Source organism: Microvirga antarctica (genome assembly GCF_017921815.1).
Classification (GTDB): domain Bacteria; phylum Pseudomonadota; class Alphaproteobacteria; order Rhizobiales; family Beijerinckiaceae; genus Microvirga; species Microvirga antarctica.
Map to the genome: position 1 here is coordinate 273,294 of NZ_JAGEMM010000006.1, position 18,384 is coordinate 291,677.

An 18,384-nucleotide genomic window follows, 5' to 3' on the forward strand; every position below is an offset into this window, starting at 1 on the left:
TCCCGCCGCTTTCCGGGAGGATCAAGGCAATGGATTACTCAGGCTATAAATTCATCAAGTTCGATCAGAGCGGCCGCACCATGACGGTGACGTTCAACCGTCCTGAGTCGCTGAACGCCATGACGGCGGCGATGCACGAGGAAACCTCGCGCGTGTTCTACGACCTCGGCATGGATCACTCCATCGACGTCGTCATCCTCACGGGCGCCGGCAAGGCCTTCAGCGCAGGCGGCGACATCGCCGGCATGCAGGAGATGTACGAGAAGCCGGAACTCTTCGAGCTCGGCATCATGGAAGCAAAGAAAGTCGTGTTCGGCATTCTGGACTGCGACAAGGTTCTCATCTGCAAGATGAACGGCGATGCGGTCGGCCTCGGCGCGACAATCGGCCTGTTCTGCGACGTGATTTTTGCGGCGGATCACGCCCGCATCGGTGACCCCCATGTGCGAGTTGGTCTGGCGGCGGGCGACGGTGGCGCCATCATCTGGCCCCAGCTTATCGGCTATGCGCGCGCCAAGGAATATCTGCTGACCGGCGACCTCATGACCGCCAAGGATGCGGCCGCGATGGGGCTGATCAACTATGCGGTGCCGGCAGCCGAGCTTGACGCCAAGGTCGATGCCTTCGCGAAGAAGATCGGATCGGGCGCAATGAAGTCCATCAAGTGGACCAAGACGGCGGTCAATATCGGCCTCAAGCAGCTTGCCCATTCGATGATGGACACCTGCATGGCCTACGAGGCCCTGTCAAACCGCACCGACGACCATCTCGAGGCGCTCAAGGCCTTCAGCGAGAAGCGCAAGCCGAACTTCACCGGGAACTGATCCCGGTGGCGGGCTGAGCGCGACTGAGGCCATCACTGCGAACCGGAAGGACGACCCATGGATTTCGGCGAACCCGAACATATCGGCATGCTGCGCGAGAGTATCCGTCGTATGCTGGAACGCCATGCTCCGCGCGAGCAAATGGCGAAATGGGATGTCGAGGACCGCGTCCCCCGGGCCTTGATGGACCAGATCCGCGATCTCGGCGTGTGCGGCATGACGGTGCCGGAAGAATACGGCGGCACCGGCCGAGACATTCTGGCCACCATGGTCACCGTCGAGGAGCTGTCCCGGCGGTCCATGGTCATCGGCACGCTGTTCCTGATGAATGCCTGTTACGGCAGCATGAACATCCTGGCGTCGGGGAGCCTCGAGCAGAAGCAGCGCCTGCTGCCCAAGCTCGCCAACGGCGAATTGCTGTTCGCCTATGGCCTGTCCGAGCCGGATGTTGGCTCGGACCTCGCCAGCGTGACGACCCGCGCCGAACGCAAGGGCGACAAGGTCATCATCAACGGCAACAAGCGTTGGTGCTCGGGTGCCGAGATTGCCGATTACATCTACGCGCTCGTTCGCACCGGCGATCCCGATGCGCGCTACAAGAACCTGTCCCTCGTACTGATCCCGCCCACCGCCAAGGGCGTGACGCTGACGCACATTCCGGCGCTTGGCGCGCGTGGGCTGAACACCAACGACGTGTCGTTCGACAACGTGGAGATCTCCATCGACGATGTGGTCGGTGGGGAAGAGGGCTGGAACCAGGGTTGGACCAAGCTTGCAGGCCCCGCTCTCGAGGTGGAAAAGCTCGAAGTCGCCGCCATGGCGCTCGGCATCGCGGCTCAGGCGGTGGATGATGCCTGGGAGTATTCGCAGCAGCGCCGGCAGTTCGGCAAGCGGATCTGCTCCATTCAGTCCATCCGCCACATGCTGGCAGACGCCCAGACCAAACTCGCCGCCACGCGGTTGATGCTCTATCGTGGCTGCTGGCTGGCCGACAATGATCTGCCGTGCAGCGTCGAGACGTCGATGGCCAAGATGTTCGCGGGCGAGACCGGGCTCGATATCGTGCTCACCTGCCAGAAGGTGATGGGCGCCTATGGCTACGCGCATGGTTTCGACATGGAGCGTCACGTTCGCGACATGCTGCTGATGCCGATTATCGGCGGGTCGACGGCCATTCAGAAGAACAATATCGCCAACCGCATGGGCCTGCCGAAGGCCTGACGGCTTGACGAAGGGAGTCGGCAATCATGATCGAGACACTCGGCGACATTCTCCGCAACAACGCCTACAAGTTCCCTGAGGAGCTCGCCTACATCTATGGCGATCGCCGCATCACGTTTCGCCACCATCACGACCGGGCGCAACGCCTCGCATCGGCCTTGTACAAGATTGGACTGCGGCCGCAGGATCGGCTCTCCATTCTGTCGCAGAACAGCATGGAGTTCATGGAGGCGTTTGGCGCCTGCGAGTTGTCGGGCTTCATCGCCGCGACGGTGAATTTCCGGCTCGCTCCGCCGGAAATTGCCTACATCCTCGGCGATTCAACGCCGCGCGTGTTGATTTTCGAGAAGCAATACGCGGCAACGATCGCGCAGATCAAGGACACGCTGCCCCATATCGAAACCTACATCTGCGTGGGCGGCGACGGTCCGGACTGGGCGCAGGACTACGAGGAGTTTCTCTCGACAGGCGACCTTGAGGGCGCACCCGTGCGGCCCCTGCCTGACGACATCATGCACCTTATCTACACCAGCGGAACCACCGGGCGTCCGAAGGGCGTCATGCGCAGCCATCGCGGCGACCTCGCCATCGCACAGCTGATGGCGACCGAGCTTGGCCTCATCGTGTCGGACCGCCTGCAACTCATGATGCCGGTTTTCCACGTGGGCGCTCGCTTTCTTCAGCTGGGTATGCATCTGCGTGGCGGCAGCGTCGTGTTTCACCGCGACTTCAAGCCGGTCGAAATCGTCGAGGCGATCGCGCGCGAGCGGGTGACAATGACGCACATGGCGCCCACGATGGTTCAGGCCATGTTGAACGTGCCCAATATCGAAGCCGCGGATCTCTCCTCGTTGCATACCCTCTGTTATTCGGCGGCGCCGATGCCGGCGCCCCTGTTGCGGCGCGGCCTGAAGCTGCTGGGCCCGGTGTTCCTCCAGCTTTACGGCATGACCGAGGGCGGCGGCACCACCCTCCACAAGCGGCAGCACAAGCCGGACGGAACGCCGGAAGACCTGAAGCGCCTCGGCTCGATCGGGCAGGCTGCTCCCAATGTCGGCGTCAAGATCGTCGACGACGAGGGTCGAGAACTCCCGGCGGGTCAGGCCGGCGAGATTCTCACGCGCACGGCAAGCCACATGGTGGGCTACTGGAACAACAGTGCCGCCACCATCGCGGCGTTGCGCGACGGGTGGTACCACACCGGCGATCTTGGCTATCTCGACGACGAGGGCTTCCTCTACCTCGTCGACCGCAAGAAGGACATGATCATCTCCGGTGGCGAGAATATCTATTCCCGCGAAGTCGAGGAAGCGTTGGCGACGCACCCGGCCGTGCAGGACACGGCAGTGATCGGGATCAAGGACGATTACTGGGGCGAAACCGTGTGCGCGATCGCCGTTCTGACGGCCGGATCTTCGGTGACGGAAGCCGAACTGATCGAGCATTGCAAGACGCAGATCGCCAGCTACAAGAAGCCCAAAACCGTCATCTTCGTCGATGATCTGCCGCGACTTCCGAGTGGCAAGATCAACAAGGTCGTGTTGCGCCAGCTTTACGGCGCTTCCGGCACAAAGGCTCAGTGACATGGCAGAATTTGCTTCCCCGCCGCCCGTCACGCGCTGGCTTGCCGCGCGTGCTGCAGGGGTTTCGTACGAGACGCTGCCTCCTGAAGCGGTCACCGTGGCGCGTCAATGCATCCTCGACTGGTTTGCGGTGACGATCCCCGGCGCCGACGAACCTGCCGTTCGCATTCTGCGCGAACAGCTTCTTGCCGATCGCGCAGCGCCGGTGGCGTCGCTCACCGGGTCGCCGGAGCGGACCTCGGCGATGAATGCTGCTCTCATCAACGGAACAGCCTCGCACGCGCTCGATTTCGACGACGTCAACATGGCGATCCTCGGCCATCCCACTGTCGCGATACTGCCGGGCTTGCTGGCCCTGGCGGAAGATATCGGCGCGTCTCCCGAGGAGGTCATCGCGGCGTTCGTGGCCGGCTACGAAGTGGTCTGCCGCACGGGTGCGTTGATGAGCCCAGGACATTACCAGTATGGATTTCATGCAACCGCCACGGCCGGCAGCATCGGCTCGGCGGCGGCCTGTGCCCGCCTGCTCCGCCTGGACGAAGATACAACCGCAACCGCGTTTGGCATTGCCGCCACGATGGCGTCGGGGCTGAAGTCGATGTTCGGCACGATGTGCAAGCCCATGCATGCCGGGCGCGCCGCCCAGAACGGCCTGCAGGCCGCCCAGCTCGCGGCCCGAGGCTTCACCAGCCGTCAGGATGCGCTGGAATGCGCGCAAGGCCTCGCTGCGACCCAAAGCACGGACTTCAATCCGGAAGACGCGATGATGGATGCGCCGCTCGACTTTCACATCCGCAACAATCTCTTCAAATACCACGCGTCCTGCTACCTCACACACGGCGCCATCGAGGCCGGGCAGGCACTGCAGCGCGGGCATCGCGTGTCGTCGAACGATGTGCAGGGAATCGAGATTCGCGTGTCGCCCGTGACCGATCGCGTCTGCAATCTTGCCAAGCCGGAGACAGGACTCGAGGCAAAGTTCTCTCTTCGCCTGACGGTCGCCATGGCGCTTGCGGGCCGCGACACGTCGGGCATTGCAACCTTCGACGACGCAGTCACGCGCGAACCCGAATTGGCGCGCCTGCGCGACATGGCGACGATTGTCTTCGACGACTCATTCCCTGAGGCCAAGGCTTCCGTGACGATGACGACATCGGACGGCAAGAGTGTCAGTGCAACTCACGACGCAGGGGTCGCGGATTCCGACCTTCATCGTCAGGGCGACAAGCTGAAACGCAAGTTCGACGCCCTGGTCGAACCGGTGCTGGGTGCACAATCAGCGGAACTACGCGACCTCCTCGCGTCCTTCGGCGAAAGCGGCTCGGTTGCCGACATCATGGGACGCGCCCGGAGTGTGAAGTCATGACTGACCTCAAGGAAACAGCCGTCGTCACAGGCGCGGCTCGCGGCATCGGTCGTGGCATCGTCGAGCGCCTCGCGCAGGACGGCTATCGCGTCGTCGCACTCGATCAGCTTGAGTCCGTTCATGAGGTCGCCGCGACCTTGAGGTCGTCCGGTGCCGACGTGACGTCGGAGGTGGTCGACATCCGCGATCGCGATGCCATCGCGGCGATCATGGACCGCTTTGCTCCACTCGACGTGATCGTGAACAACGCGGCCATCACCAGCACGCACCGCTTCGAGGATCTGACGGAGGATCATTTCCGGAGCAATTTCGAGATCAATACCGTGGGCACCTTCGTCGTGTCGCAAGAGGGCGCGCGCCGCATGAAGAACGGAGGTCGCATCGTCAACATCGCATCGCGCTCCTTCGCCGGTGCGCCGCACATGGCCCATTACATCGCGTCAAAAACGGCTGTTGTTGGCCTTACGCGTGCAATGGCCATCGATCTGTCGCCTCGAGATATTCGCGTCAACGCGGTGGCCCCGGGGGTCGTCGACACCGACATGCTGCACTATATGACACCCGAGCAGCAGAACCTGATGCTTGGCCTGCAATTGCTTGGCCGTATCGGTCAGCCCGAGGACATTGCCCGCGCGGTGGCGTTTCTCGCCTCCCGCGATAACCGCTACATCACTGGACAGGTCCTGATCGTCGACGGCGGACGTTCGCTCGGCCAAGGACAATTGCCGCCCGAGGATTCGCCCTATGCCTGAATTGTCCGACGAACGCCGCCTCATTCAGGAATCCGCGCGCGACTTCACGCGGGACGTTGTCCGCCCGCTCGCCGACAAGCTCGATCCGGTCAAGGGCGAGATGCCGCGCGAACTGATCGACCAGATGGCCGAGCTCGGCTATTTCGGCATCCTGATCCCAGAAGAATACGGCGGCCTCGGCCTTGGCGCGTTCGAGTATTGTCTTGTGGCCGAAGAATTGGCGCGCGGGTGGATGAGCGTGGCCAGCATGATTGCCCGCGGCAACATGCTGATCGGCTCTCTCAAGTATATGACGCCCGAACAGAAGGACGTTTACCTGCCGCGGATGGCACGCGGCGAGTTCCTGGGCGCGTTTTCCCTGTCCGAGCCGAATGCGGGATCTGATGTCGCCAATATCTCGTGCCGCGCCAAGCGGGTCGGCGACGAGTGGGAAATCACCGGCAACAAATACTGGTGCACCTTCGCCGATGGGGCGGACTTCATCCTGGTTTTCGCCCGCACCGACCCGAGCGTTGATCCCAAAGCCCGCCATCGCGGCATTTCCGCCTTCATGCTGGAGAAGCCGCGTGGACAATTGCCCGAGGGCGTTTCCGGAAATCCAATTCCAAAAATCGGCTATCACGGCTGGACGACCTGGGAGCTGGCCTTCGACCAGTGCCGTGTGCCTGCCGCCAACATGATCGGCGAGGAGGGCAAAGCCTTCTATCTCGCCACGGCCGGTCTCGAGACGGCGCGTGCGCATACAGCGGCGCGCTCCATCGGCCTCGCCCAGGCGGGCCTTGACGATGCGATCGCGTTCTCGAAGGAGCGCCGGCAATTCGGCAAGGCCATCGCGTCCTTCCAGGCCATCCGATTCAAGATCGCCACGATGGCAACCGAGATCGAGGCGGCCCGCGCACTGATGTACGCCGTGTGCGAGAAGATCGACCAGGGCGTGCGGTGCGACAAGGAAGCCTCGATGGTCAAGCTCTTCGCGTCAGAAATGTCCGAGCGCGCCACCAGCGAAGCCCTGCAGATCCATGGGGGAGGCGGCTACACCACGCTCAACGCCGTGGAACGCCACTGGCGGGATGCGAGGCTGACGAAGATCTTCGAGGGAACATCGGAGATCCAGATGCGTATTATCTCCGACCACATCCTCGGTCGCGATACCTGATCGCCGGCTTGGGGTCGGTCCCGTGAGGGCGTGAGAGCCGACGGTCGATCGCCTACAAGGCGCGAATTCGAACAGTCCGCGGAGGATCCTTTTCCTCCGCTTCAGCAGCACCGCTTGCCGTTACGTCAGGCCTGACCACCAGACCATCCACCACGACGGCCGAGAAATTACGCGCCACCTCGTCGATGCTGCTGCCGCCCGGCTTGAACCACTCGACGGTCCAGTTGAGCGCGCCGAGAATGAACAGGCGAGCCAGGCTGAGGTTCGCATCGGGCCGGAATTCGCCCCGTTTCTGCGCCTCGGTGAGAATATCCTGCCACATGGCCGCGTAGGAATTTCTCAGCCTGAGGTTCTTTTCACGGATGGCCTCGGGCACCTGCCCGAACACGCGCCGCGTCGCCAGAGTGTAATCGCCATTGTCGATGATAGCCGACAGGTGAGCGTGAATCGCAGTCTGCACACGCAGGCGCCCGGGCGCATCCTCAGGCAGCTTGGCCAAAGCGTCCTTGACGGCATCGATGACCGCCTTGATGCCAAGATCAAGAACGGCGCTGATGAGATCATCCTTGGACTTGTAGTGGTAGTATATGCTGCCAGCTTTCAGTTCGGCTTCTTCGGCGATGACGCGCATCGTGGTGCCGGCATAGCCAAAATCCCGGAAAATCTTGGCAGCAGCATCCAGAACGCGCTTCTGGGAGATGGCTGATTTGGCAAGTTTCTTGGTCATGCTGCGTCTTTGCTTGCCTCGATCTGAATTGGCCGCAGCATTATACGCTGCAATTTGATTCGACGAAACGGATTCGAACGCTCCCCAGAATTGGCCTCTTTTCTAACTAGTGTTAGTTTTTCGATTGGTGTAGCCTGCGGCCAAAGAGACAGAGTGCTTCGGGAGGAGCTGATGGACATCATCGACATCGAGCGACATGAGCGTGGAATCGTTCGTGTGGTGATGAAGCACGCAGCTGCACGCAACGCGATGGGCGAAGATCTCCGGGGCGCGTTGCTGCCTGCTTTCACTGAATTGCTCAGCGACCAGACGACCCGCGTGATCATCATTGCATCCGCCCTCAAGGACTTTTCCGTCGGCGGGGACCTCTCAAAAATGGACACGCTGGCTGACCCGAAGGCGGGTCGCCGGAGAATGACATCGGCGCATCGGCTGGCGCGTGTGCTGCTTGCCGCCGACAAGCCCATGATCGCCGAGGTTCGCGGCCATGCGGTCGGTGCCGGTGCCGGCCTTGCCCTTGTCTGCGATACGATCGTCATGGGCGAGACAGCCAGCATGGGCTTCCCGTTTCCGCGGGTCGGCCTGACGCCCGATTTCGCCATCGCCTACACGCTACCGAAGCGAATTGGATTCGCGCGCGCCAGGCAGGCCCTTCTCTATTCGCGCAGCTTCAAGGGTCCGGATGCGTTGGCCATCGGCCTTGCGGACGATGTGGTAGCGGACGAGGCTGTGTCTGCCACAGCGATGGAACGTGCTCGCGAAATCGCAGCATTGCCATCTCACGCGGCAGCTCTGACAAAGCGCATGCTCGAGCATGCGCACAATGCCGAGGCCGTTCTCGACTTTGAAGCCATGGCGCAGCCACTCTGCTTTGCGAGCGACGACTTCCGCGAAGGCCTCGCGGCGTTCCGTGAGAAGCGCAAGCCGAATTTCGACCCGGGCGTCGCGTAAGCGGACGAACAGAGGATGTGCCGATGAAGGTGCCGCAGACGATCGCCGACATGCTCGACAACAATGCGTGGAAATATCCAGACGAAACCGCCTTCGTCTGGAACGACACGCGCGTCACCCATGCGCAGTTTCACGAACGGGCGAGTCGCCTGGCCAGCGCGCTCCGGAGCCTGGGGCTGAAGCGGCAGGACCGTGTCGGAATTCTCAGCCAGAACTCGTTGGCCTTTCAGGAGGTCTACGGCGCCTGCGAGCTATCGGGCTTCATCTGCGCGACGGTGAACTGGCGTCTCGCGATCCCCGAGATGGTCTACATCATCAATGACGGCGCGCCGAAGGTGCTGATCTTCGAGGCAGACTATGCCGACACGGTCTCGGCGATGAAGGATCAGCTGAAGAGCGTCGAGCACTATATCTGCATCGACGGCGCGGTCGACTTCGCTGCCGGATTCGACGATGTGGTCGCATCGGGCGATCCGTCGGGGGTTCCCTTCCGGCCGCGGACGGACGACGTGGCGTTCCTGATCTATACCAGCGGCACCACCGGGCGCCCAAAAGGTGTCATGCTCTCCCATGGTGGGCAGGTCGCCGCGGCGGAAATTCTCGGCTCCGATCAGCGCAATTCGCCGGCCGACCGGCTCCTGATCATGATGCCGCTTTTCCATATCGGGGCGAAGATCATCCAGATCGCGCAGCATTGGCGCGCCGGCACTGTCGTGGTGCAGAAGGGCTTTGACGCGAAGGCCATCCTGGATTGCATTGAGCGTGAAAAGATCACCGTGACGCACATGGCGCCGACCATGATCCAGAGCCTCCTCGACTCGCCGGCGATCGGCAGCACAGATACGTCGAGCCTGCGGATGATCGTCTATGCGGCAGCCCCCATGCCCATCCCAGTCCTGAAGCGCGGCCTGAAGATTCTCGGGCCGGTATTTCAGCAGCAATTCGGCCAGACCGAAGGGATCGGAACCACCCTGCTCGCTCATCAGCACAGGCCCGACGGGACCGACCGCGACCGTGAAATTCTGACGTCGGTTGGCCAAGCGTCGCCGCGCGTTAATGTGCGGATCGTCGACGATAACGGCGAGCCGGTGCCGACGGGCAGTGTGGGCGAGATCCTGCTGACCAGCCCGGGCGTGATGAAAGGCTATTGGAACAACACGGCGGCGACGCTTGAGACGTTGCGGGATGGCTGGGTCCATACGGGCGATGTGGGGAGGCTCGACGACGAGGGATTCCTCTATCTCGTCGACCGCAAGAAGGACATGATCATCTCGGGCGGGGAAAACATCTATTCGCGCGAAGTTGAAGAGGCGGTGGTTACCCACGAGAGCGTCTCTGAAGTGGCAGTCATTGGCGTTCCGGACGAGAAATGGGGCGAGGCTGTCATGGCCGTGGTGGTGCTCAAGCCGGGCGCCGCGCCCAGCGTCGAAGAGATCGTCGAACATTGCCGCACGATGATCGCCAGCTACAAGAAGCCACGCTTCGTGAGGTTCGTGGACGAGATCGTGAAGTTGCCGAGCGGCAAGATCGACAAGGTTCGGCTACGGCGGCTCTATGCAAGCAGCTGAGCCGGTGAGGAGATGCCGCCTGGGCGGCAAGGAGGATTCGGGATGCTCGAACTGTTTTCGCTGAAGCAGAAGGTCGCCGTCATCACAGGCGCAAGCCGTGGCCTCGGCAAGACGATGGCCAAGGGCTTGGCCGCCGCGGGCGCGCACGTGGTGCTCATCGCGCGCGATGCCGACAAGTTGAATAAAGTGCGTGACGACATCCTCGAAGCGGGCGGCCAGGCGACCGCGCTTCCTCTCGACCTCGCGGACGAGGCGGCTATCCGCACCGGTATCCAGACGATCGGCCGGGAACTCGGGCGGATCGACATCTGCGTCAACAATGCGGGCATCATCAACTGGCAGCCGCTGCTGGACAGCGATGTCGACGATTTCGAGCGCATCATGGACACGAACGTCAAGGCGACGTTCGTGATGTCGCAGGAATGCGCCGCCATCATGCGTGCCGGTGGACGCGGCGGGCGCATCATCAATCTGGGCTCGCTGTTGTCGTCTCTCGGCCGAGCCAAGCTCCATGCCTATTGCGCGAGTAAGTCGGCGATCGTCGGCCTGACACGCTCGCTTGCAGCCGAACTTGGCCGCGACAACATCACGGCCAATGTCATCGCGCCCGGTTATTTCGTCACGGACATCAACGAGAGCGTGACCTCGCGCCCCGGCTATGTCGAGGCTGTCAGCGGCGTCACGCCCATGGAGCGGTGGGGACAGCCTGACGAACTCGTCGGCACGCTGATCTATCTCGCGTCTGGCGCCTCGAGCTTCGTGACCGGACAGGTGATCCACGTGGATGGCGGTATCCAGGCCACCTTCACCTTCCAACTCGCGGCCTAAGGGGACGGATATGACCGAACGATTTTCACTGAAGGGCCAGGTCGCCGTGGTCACCGGCGCGTCCCGCGGGCTGGGCTACGAGATGGCGCGCGCCGTCGCTGAATCCGGTGCCCGCGTGTACATGACAGCGCGCGGCAAAGACCAACTCGAGAAATCGGCCGCAACTTTGCGGGCGCTGAACCTGGACGTGCACGCCTACGCATTCGATCTCTCGGACGGCGACGCGTGCGTTTCTGCGATCCGCGAAATCGGGGCGGCCGAGGGTCGGGTGGATATTCTCGTCAACAATGCGGGGATCAATGCCTGGGAGCCGCTCGCCGAGGCCAAAACCTCGACGTGGGATAATGTGATCGCCACGAATGTTCGCGGCCCCTATCTTTTGTGCCGTGAGGCGGCGCGCTTCATGGTGGACAAAGGATACGGACGGATCGTCAATGTTGGATCGGCGCTGGCCGTCACCGGCCGGGAGAAAATCGCCGCCTATGTGTCCAGCAAGCACGGTCTTGCCGGTCTCACCCGCGCCTTGGCGGCTGAATTGGGACCGAAGGGTGTCACCTGCAACATGATGGCTCCGGGGTATTTTCTCACCGAGATCAACACCAGTATCCTGGCAAGGCCCGGCTACGAGAAGGGTGTCTCGAGCCGCATATCGCTCGGCCGCTGGGGTGATCCCGAGGAAGCCGCAGGGGTCGTTGCGTTCATGGTGTCGAAGGCGTCGAGCTACATGAACGGCCACATCCTGGTCGTCGATGGCGGCTTGACCGAGACCTTTGTTCTGCCGGTGGATGCCTGAGGAAACATGATGAGCGAGAAGGAAGTTGCGCTGGTCACCGGCGCGGGACGCGGCATCGGGCTTTCGACCGTCAGGCGATTGCTGGCGGACGGATTTCACGTGGTCATGGTCGATCTTTCGGCCCAACCGCTCGAGACAGAGGCTGCGACGCTGCGTGCAGCAGGACATCCGGTCGAGCATCGGGTGCTGTCGATCACCGATCGTGCGGCGGTCGCGGCGATGATGGCGAGCCTGACCAGACTGGATGTCCTCGTCAACAATGCGGCGGTTTTCTGGGACGGTCGGTTCGATTCCATTACCGAGGACGACTTCACGAAAATGTATGAGGTCAATGTCGTCGGTACGTTCGTGATGGCGCAGGAAGCCCTCAAGGTGATGAAGCGCGGCTCGCGCATCATCAACGTCGCCTCACGCGCCTACCTCGCCGGCTACGCCCATGCGCCGTACATCACGTCGAAGGCCGGCACCGTCGGACTGACCCGCGGCATGGCCTTCGATCTGGCCGAGAAGGGCATCATGGTCAACGCGGTTGCGCCCGGGCTCATCGAGACCGACATGTTCCGCTCACTGACGCCCGAGCGTCAGCAGGAACTCATCGCCAAGCAGCCCACCAAGACCGTTGGACAGCCGGAGGATATCGCCAACGGCATCGCGTTCTTCGCCGACCCTCGCACGAAGAACGTGACCGGGCAGATCCTGACCCTGGACGGCGGCCGCTCCATGGGGATCTCGATCTACTGAGATCTGCGCCACCACTCAATCCAATGAAAAAGGGCGACGCTGGTGGCGTCGCCCTTCGCATATCAGCCGCGGACCTTCACTGAGGCCGATCAGGCGGCGTCGCTTGCATCGACGCCGAGATAGAATTTCTGGATATCCTGATTAGCCGAAAGATCCTGCGTGCTGCCTTCAAGAACCGTGCTGCCGTTCTCGATTACATACCCGTAGGACGCATAGCGCAGCGCGATCACTGCGTTCTGCTCGACCAGCAACATCGAAACTTTCTTCTCTCGATTGATGCGCGCGATGATCTCGAAGATATCCTTCACGATCAATGGCGCAAGCCCGAGCGATGGCTCATCGAGCAGGATCATTTCCGGATCGGCCACCAATGCGCGGCCGATTGCAAGCATCTGCTGCTCGCCACCCGACAGATACCCTGCGGCTTGATGGCGCCGCTGGGAGAGAATCGGAAAGTAGTTGTAAACCTCATCGAACGCTTCCTTGCGCGGACGCGGCTTGCGTTGCGCGAAGGTGGACGCAATGAGATTTTCCTCCACGGTCATTTCCGCGAAGACGTGACGACCCTCACGGACGTGGAAGACTCCGCGCCGCACGATCATGTGCGGCGCGAGCTTGAGCATGTCCTGCCCACCGATCGTGATCGATCCGTGGGTCACGCGGCCGTCCTCGAGAGGAAGGAACCCGGAGATCGCCTTCAAGGTGGTGCTCTTGCCGGCACCGTTCGCGCCCAGAAGCGTCACGATGGTGCCTGCGGGCACATTCAGGCTCAGATTGGTGAGAGCATGAATGGCGCCCTGATAGACGACCGCCAGATCCTTGATTTCGAGAGCAGCCGCCATCACTCAGTTTACCTTCATCCACTCGGTCAACTGCTGAGGATCCCAGTTATTGGCCTTGCCCCACTTGATAATCCGGCCAAGGCCGACCTGCTGGCCGGCGATCGTGACAGGCACATCGATAAGGCCGCCTGTGTCCCAATTCTTCACGGCGCGCATCGCTTGCGACAGGTTATCGCCATTGACTGGGAGCCCTGCATCGATGACGGCCTCGAACGCGCGGGTCGCCATCATGCTGCTCATCCAGGCATTCAGGAAGCCCAGACGTGCATAGCCGTTGAAAGCGGGATCGCGCGCCTTATTGAGCTCCCCGATGGTCTTCATGGTCGCGCCGGCGGGCTTGATGGTGTCGTCGTTCCACACCTTCACGCCGACCAGACCCTCTGCGATGTCCTTCATCTCGAGCATCTTGGCGCGCTCGTTCTGCCAGACGGTCCCCAGGAAGACCACGTCGTTCATGCCATAGTCGCGAACGAGGCGGACGATCTCGGGCCAGACGGCAAACGAATAGCCGTGATGGATGACATGGGTCGGCTGCGCCTTGCGGATTGCCAGCGCGTAGGCGCTCACATCGGTCTCGACGAACTTCGTCTGCTGGACGAGGACGATCTTGACGCCGAGTTCCTCGGCCCGCTTGATCGCGGGCTCGATTCCGTCGCGGCCCATGCTGGTGCTGGAATGGACGATCACCACCTTGGCAGGCGTCGAACCGGACGACGATTTGATGTAGTCGACCAGCATCTGCAACTGGGCGCCATAGGTCGCGCCAGTGACGAAGTGATAGGGGAATGCCTTCTCGTCGGCGAGTTCCGACGCGAACGATCCCGACGTCATGAAGATCTTGTAGGTCGAGTTGTTCTCCGGCGAAATCGCCTGGATCATGCCCGTGCTCTCGCCGAACAGATAGTCGACGCGACCCTGCGCCAGCGCCTTCTTGACGTTCGCGACGGCCACGTCGACCTTAAAGGTCGAGTCGTTGATCGTCAGATTAACCTTGCGGCCGCGAATGCCGCCACTCGCGTTGATCCACTTGGCATAGGCGGTGAATCCGTCGCCCTGGGGTTTTCCGCCCTCGGCTGCAGGACCGGTCAGGTCGCAGTGGATGCTCCAGTTGAGGTCGTCCGCCGCCGCGGCCTTGCGGATGTTGAAGGTGCTGACTGCCGCCACTGCGCCAGCGGTTGTCAGGAAGTTGCGTCTGTTGAACATGTGTTTCCTCCTTCTTTATGAGATCTGAACGATCGCTTTATTGTCCATGCGCCGCCCGTGCGGACGGCGAAGGTTTCTCACGCCACGTTGTCGGAACGTGAAAATCTCGTACGCGCACGTTTCCAGAGCTGCGCCAATCCACGCGGCTCGAGAATCAGGAAGGCCACCATGAGCAGCCCGAAGACGGCCTCGCGAAGCGGCACAAGGATCGATGCGATGTCGAACCCGAATGTGCCGCCGACGGCGAGTGCTCCCTCGCGAAGAAACTCAGGCAAGAGGGTCATGAAGATCGCGCCGAGAACAGCGCCCAGCGTCGATCCCATGCCGCCAACGATGACCGCGGAGAGGAAGAAGACCGACAGCAGCAGGCCGAACTGCTCGGGATTTACGAACTGGTTGAAATAAGCGAGCAGGCCACCGGCCACCCCCGCATAGAAAGAGCCCAGCGCGAAGGCCACAAGCTTGTACCAGACAATCTGAACGCCCAGCACCTCGGCCGTGAGGTCTCGTTCGCGGATTGCGATGAAGGCGCGGCCGACGCGTGACCGGATCACATTGACGGCAAACCACGTAGCCACGACCAGGCAGAACAGGATCAGGTAATAGACGCGCGTCTCGTTGTTCAGCGGAAAGCCGAAGACAGTTGCGGGCTGAACGGTCAATCCGACGTCACCCTTCGTGACGCTCTGCCAGTGAACGAAGACGAAGTTCAGGATGAATTGCGCGGCGAGCGTGGCAATCACCAGGTAGAGACCGCGGATCCGCAACGAGGGGAGGCCGAACCCGATCCCGATCACGGCGGCGGCGCAGCCCGCGAGCGGGATGGCGATATAGAAGGGCAGTCCCAGATGGAGTTGCGCCAGCGCAACCGTGTAGGCGCCGACGCCGACAAACGCCGCATGGCCGAGAGACAGCAGGCCGGTATAGCCGGTCATGATGTTGAGGCCGTGGGTAGCGATGATGTTTATGCCGAGGATGCCCGCGAAATACACCCAGTAGCGCGGCGCTACGAGAGGCAGTGCGAGGAGCACTGCGATCAGCAGACAGGACCACAAGAAAGTGCGGCCGAACATCGGAGCAGATGCGGGGACGGCGGGGGTTTGGACGTTGCTCACCATCAGATTCTCTCGATTTCCTTGGTGCCGAACAATCCGGTCGGACGGACGAGAAGCAGAAGCAGGACGAGGATATACGGTGTGATCTCGCGGAACTCAGTTCCGAGCATCCACCCTGTCACTGATTCGAGCCACCCGATGATGAAGCCTGCGACCAGAACGCCGCCGATGGAATTCATGCCGCCCAGGATCACCACAGACAACACGTTGAGGGCGACCAGGCCGAGATGCGGCGTCAGCGTGTTGACGTTCGCCATCAGGATGCCGCTGATGCAGCCGGTGATGGCAGCAATGATCCACGTGAACGCGATGACACGACGGACATCGATGCCCATGGAATAGGCGGTGATCTGATCAGCAGCCGCAGCGCGCAGAGCGATGCCCGCGCGCGAGTAGCGCAGGAATGCGATGAGCCCGCCGACGATCACGACGGCGATCGCAAAAGCGCGCGCCGTCTTGCCGGGAATGAAGATGTCGCCCAGCATCACGGGTGTGCGCGCCAGGATTGCCGGGATCTGGAGATCGTTCGGACCCCAGATCATGCCAACGATCCCACGAATGATGCTGCCAATGCCGAAGGTCACCATCACGATGGCAATAAATGGCCGGCCCATCATCGGCCGCAAGGCCAACCGTTCGATCAAAAGCGCAACCGCAATCGAACCGACGATTGCCACCACGACGCCGAGAAAGATGCCGAGCGAGAAGGTCACGGCAGCGGTGTAGAAGAAATAGGCCGACAGCATCATCATCTCGCCCATGGCGAAATTGAAGGTACGGCTCGACTTGAAGATGACGACGATGCCGAGGGCGATCAGCGCGTAGATACCGCCTGCCGCGATACCGACGGCCGAATATTCGAGGAATGCCGAGAAGGTGTTCACTGGCTGCGCGCTCCCGCGGTGGCTTTTTGCGCCGGAGTGAGCTCGTCGCCCGCTCCGAGATAGGCCTTGATGACCTCGGGGTTGGAACGGACCTCGTCGGGCGTCCCTGACGCGATGGGCTTGCCGAACGAGAGCACCACGATGTGGTCCGATATTCCCATCACCATGCTCATGTCGTGCTCGATCAGAAGAACGGTGGTGTTCCAGTTCTTGCGGACATCCACCACGAACCGGCTCATCTCGCTCTTCTCTTCGCGATTCATCCCGGCGACGGGTTCGTCGAGCAGGAGGATCTTCGGCTTCATCACCAGTGCCCGCGCCAACTCGACCCGCTTCTGCAGCCCGTACGCGAGATCCTCCACCGGATGGTGCTGAACGCGATCGAGTTCCAGCAGGCCGATGATGTCGCGCTGGATTTCCGCTGAAAGCTCGCTTTCCTCACTGCGCGTCAGGCGCAGCCGGAAACCGGCCGACAATACGCCAGACTTCAATTTCGTGTGAGCGCCGAGCTTGATGTTGTCCAGCACGCTCATACCGTGAAACAGCGCAATGTTCTGGAATGTGCGGGACATGCCGCGGTAAGCGCGCTGGTGGGGCCTCAGCCCCGAGATATCTTCCCCATCAAGCGTCACGCGCCCGCTTTGCGGCTTGTAGAAGCCGGAAACCACGTTGAACAGGCTCGTTTTCCCAGCGCCGTTCGGGCCGATGACAGCGGTGATCATGCCGGTCTTGGCATGAACGCTGACGCCGCTCAGCGCCTTGACGCCGCCGAAGGCCAACTGGATATCGTCTACGCGCAGCATCGTCAGCCGCGCCGCTCGAAACCAGCGAAGCCGGTCGCTGGGAAACCTGGTGTGTTCATGTGAAATCCTCCCTTCGACCCCTGCCGATCTCCGCCGGGCTGGTCCAGACAAAAACTCTAACAGTTGTTCGAAAACTTGTCACCATGCCTTATGGATTTCGCCATCGGCGCGCTCATCGTCCTGAAAGGACTGGCTTTCTCTTTTCGAGAAAGGCCGTCATGGCTTCCCGCTTGTCCTCCGAATCGAACAGCAGATAGGCCGCCCGTCGCTCCAGCATCAGCGCGGTGTCGAGGGGAGCGTCGAGGCCGGCATGCAGCACCTGCTTGATCTCGGCGACAGCGAGTGGCGGCATGGCGGCGATCGTGGTGGCGATAGCGATCGCCCGGGCGACCGTGTCGTCATCGGGAGTGACGAGACTCACAAGGCCCGCCTCATAAGCCTCGCGCGCCGACATCGAACTTCCAGTCAGCAGCATGAGCATGGCCCGGTAGCGGCCAATGGCACGGGCAAGTCTCTGCGTGCCGCCCGCGCCTGGCATAATGCCGAGCTTCACCTCCGGCTGCCCGAAAGTCGCTCCTTCACCAGCCACGATGATATCGGCGTGCATGGCGAGTTCACAGCCGCCGCCCAGCGCATAGCCGTTCACCGCCGCGATGATCGGCTTGGGCGAGTGGCGGATGGCTGACCAGTTCAGGTCGTCGTTCCGGCGCATCATCTCGCCCGGACCGATAGACACCATCGAGCGGATGTCGGCGCCCGCCGCGAACGCTTTCTGATCACCGGTGAGCACGATCGCCCGCACTTCGGGATCCTCGGCCATGGCGAGAAATTTTGCGCGCAACTCGCCTCGAAGCTCAGGACTCAGGGCATTGCGTGCCTCCGGCCTGTTCAGGCGCAGGAGCACGACATAGGGCGCGGGCCGCTCTTCCAGGACCAATGACATGGGCGTTCCTCCGGGATCGCATGGTTCTGCCGGTTCACGCCGAGGGGCGTTTCCGCAGTTGAATTCTAACGAGGGTTAGAATAT

General features: G+C 61.9%; 18 protein-coding genes. 11 read left to right on the forward strand and 7 right to left on the reverse strand.

Annotation, left to right across the window (positions count from 1 at the left end; genetic code table 11):
* Window positions 1–29 precede the first annotated feature (29 nt).
* Genes J4G32_RS17860 through J4G32_RS17885 form a run of 6 tightly spaced genes read left to right on the forward strand, consistent with a single transcriptional unit; the run spans window position 30 to window position 6,902 of the window.
* Entirely contained in the window at window positions 30–824 is a 795-nt protein-coding gene (locus tag J4G32_RS17860) for an enoyl-CoA hydratase/isomerase family protein (RefSeq protein WP_210496863.1), read from the forward strand.
* Between the two features lie 57 nt (window positions 825–881).
* Entirely contained in the window at window positions 882–2,045 is a 1,164-nt protein-coding gene (locus tag J4G32_RS17865) for an acyl-CoA dehydrogenase family protein (protein ID WP_210496864.1), read from the forward strand.
* A gap of 26 nt (window positions 2,046–2,071) precedes the next feature.
* The gene (locus tag J4G32_RS17870) at window positions 2,072–3,628 is read left to right on the forward strand and encodes a long-chain-fatty-acid--CoA ligase (RefSeq protein WP_210496865.1); all 1,557 of its coding nucleotides are present in this window, start codon (window positions 2,072–2,074) and stop codon (window positions 3,626–3,628) included.
* 1 nt (window position 3,629) lies between these two features.
* Entirely contained in the window at window positions 3,630–4,994 is a 1,365-nt protein-coding gene (locus J4G32_RS17875) for an MmgE/PrpD family protein (protein WP_210496866.1), read from the forward strand.
* Window positions 4,991–5,746, forward strand: coding sequence for an SDR family NAD(P)-dependent oxidoreductase (locus tag J4G32_RS17880; protein ID WP_210496867.1), 756 nt, complete (start codon window positions 4,991–4,993; stop codon window positions 5,744–5,746). The genes J4G32_RS17875 and J4G32_RS17880 overlap by 4 nt, the downstream gene beginning before the upstream one ends.
* Complete coding sequence (locus J4G32_RS17885; protein ID WP_210496868.1) at window positions 5,739–6,902, forward strand: acyl-CoA dehydrogenase family protein; 1,164 nt, start codon at window positions 5,739–5,741, stop codon at window positions 6,900–6,902. Before J4G32_RS17880 ends, J4G32_RS17885 begins: the two co-directional genes overlap by 8 nt.
* 52 nt (window positions 6,903–6,954) lie before the next feature.
* On the opposite strand, the gene J4G32_RS17890 is transcribed toward J4G32_RS17885, so the two are convergent.
* Complete coding sequence (locus tag J4G32_RS17890) at window positions 6,955–7,629, reverse strand: TetR/AcrR family transcriptional regulator (RefSeq protein ID WP_210496869.1); 675 nt, start codon at window positions 7,627–7,629, stop codon at window positions 6,955–6,957.
* A gap of 171 nt (window positions 7,630–7,800) precedes the next feature.
* Here J4G32_RS17890 and J4G32_RS17895 point away from each other — a divergent pair, with 171 nt between their 5' ends.
* Genes J4G32_RS17895 through J4G32_RS17915 form a run of 5 tightly spaced genes read left to right on the forward strand, consistent with a single transcriptional unit; the run spans window position 7,801 to window position 12,510 of the window.
* Window positions 7,801–8,580, forward strand: coding sequence for an enoyl-CoA hydratase/isomerase family protein (locus J4G32_RS17895; RefSeq protein ID WP_210496870.1), 780 nt, complete (start codon window positions 7,801–7,803; stop codon window positions 8,578–8,580).
* A 23-nt stretch (window positions 8,581–8,603) separates the two neighbouring features.
* Entirely contained in the window at window positions 8,604–10,148 is a 1,545-nt protein-coding gene (locus tag J4G32_RS17900) for a class I adenylate-forming enzyme family protein (RefSeq protein WP_210496871.1), read from the forward strand.
* Window positions 10,149–10,190: 42 nt separating this feature from the next.
* Window positions 10,191–10,976 (forward strand): SDR family NAD(P)-dependent oxidoreductase, encoded by a 786-nt coding sequence (locus J4G32_RS17905; protein ID WP_210496872.1) that lies wholly within the window; start codon window positions 10,191–10,193, stop codon window positions 10,974–10,976.
* A 10-nt stretch (window positions 10,977–10,986) separates the two neighbouring features.
* The gene (locus J4G32_RS17910; protein ID WP_210496873.1) at window positions 10,987–11,769 is read left to right on the forward strand and encodes an SDR family NAD(P)-dependent oxidoreductase; all 783 of its coding nucleotides are present in this window, start codon (window positions 10,987–10,989) and stop codon (window positions 11,767–11,769) included.
* A 9-nt stretch (window positions 11,770–11,778) separates the two neighbouring features.
* Window positions 11,779–12,510, forward strand: a complete 732-nt coding sequence (locus tag J4G32_RS17915; protein ID WP_210496874.1) for an SDR family NAD(P)-dependent oxidoreductase — start codon at window positions 11,779–11,781, stop codon at window positions 12,508–12,510.
* Between the two features lie 89 nt (window positions 12,511–12,599).
* Here the strand turns inward: J4G32_RS17915 and J4G32_RS17920 are convergent, their stop codons facing one another.
* The 6 genes from J4G32_RS17920 to J4G32_RS17945 form a co-directional block, all read right to left on the reverse strand.
* Window positions 12,600–13,352: an ABC transporter ATP-binding protein gene (locus tag J4G32_RS17920; protein ID WP_210496875.1), complete on the reverse strand. Its 753-nt coding sequence runs from the start codon at window positions 13,350–13,352 to the stop codon at window positions 12,600–12,602.
* A gap of 3 nt (window positions 13,353–13,355) precedes the next feature.
* Window positions 13,356–14,555, reverse strand: coding sequence for an ABC transporter substrate-binding protein (locus tag J4G32_RS17925; protein ID WP_210496876.1), 1,200 nt, complete (start codon window positions 14,553–14,555; stop codon window positions 13,356–13,358).
* A gap of 77 nt (window positions 14,556–14,632) precedes the next feature.
* Window positions 14,633–15,673, reverse strand: coding sequence for a branched-chain amino acid ABC transporter permease (locus J4G32_RS17930; protein WP_210496877.1), 1,041 nt, complete (start codon window positions 15,671–15,673; stop codon window positions 14,633–14,635).
* On the reverse strand, window positions 15,673–16,554 hold the full coding sequence (locus J4G32_RS17935) for a branched-chain amino acid ABC transporter permease (protein ID WP_210496878.1): 882 nt from the start codon (window positions 16,552–16,554) through the stop codon (window positions 15,673–15,675). Before J4G32_RS17935 ends, J4G32_RS17930 begins: the two co-directional genes overlap by 1 nt.
* Entirely contained in the window at window positions 16,551–17,357 is an 807-nt protein-coding gene (locus tag J4G32_RS17940; protein WP_210496879.1) for an ABC transporter ATP-binding protein, read from the reverse strand. The genes J4G32_RS17935 and J4G32_RS17940 overlap by 4 nt, the downstream gene beginning before the upstream one ends.
* 172 nt (window positions 17,358–17,529) lie before the next feature.
* On the reverse strand, window positions 17,530–18,300 hold the full coding sequence (locus J4G32_RS17945) for an enoyl-CoA hydratase-related protein (RefSeq protein WP_210496880.1): 771 nt from the start codon (window positions 18,298–18,300) through the stop codon (window positions 17,530–17,532).
* Between the last annotated feature and the right edge of the window lie 84 nt (window positions 18,301–18,384).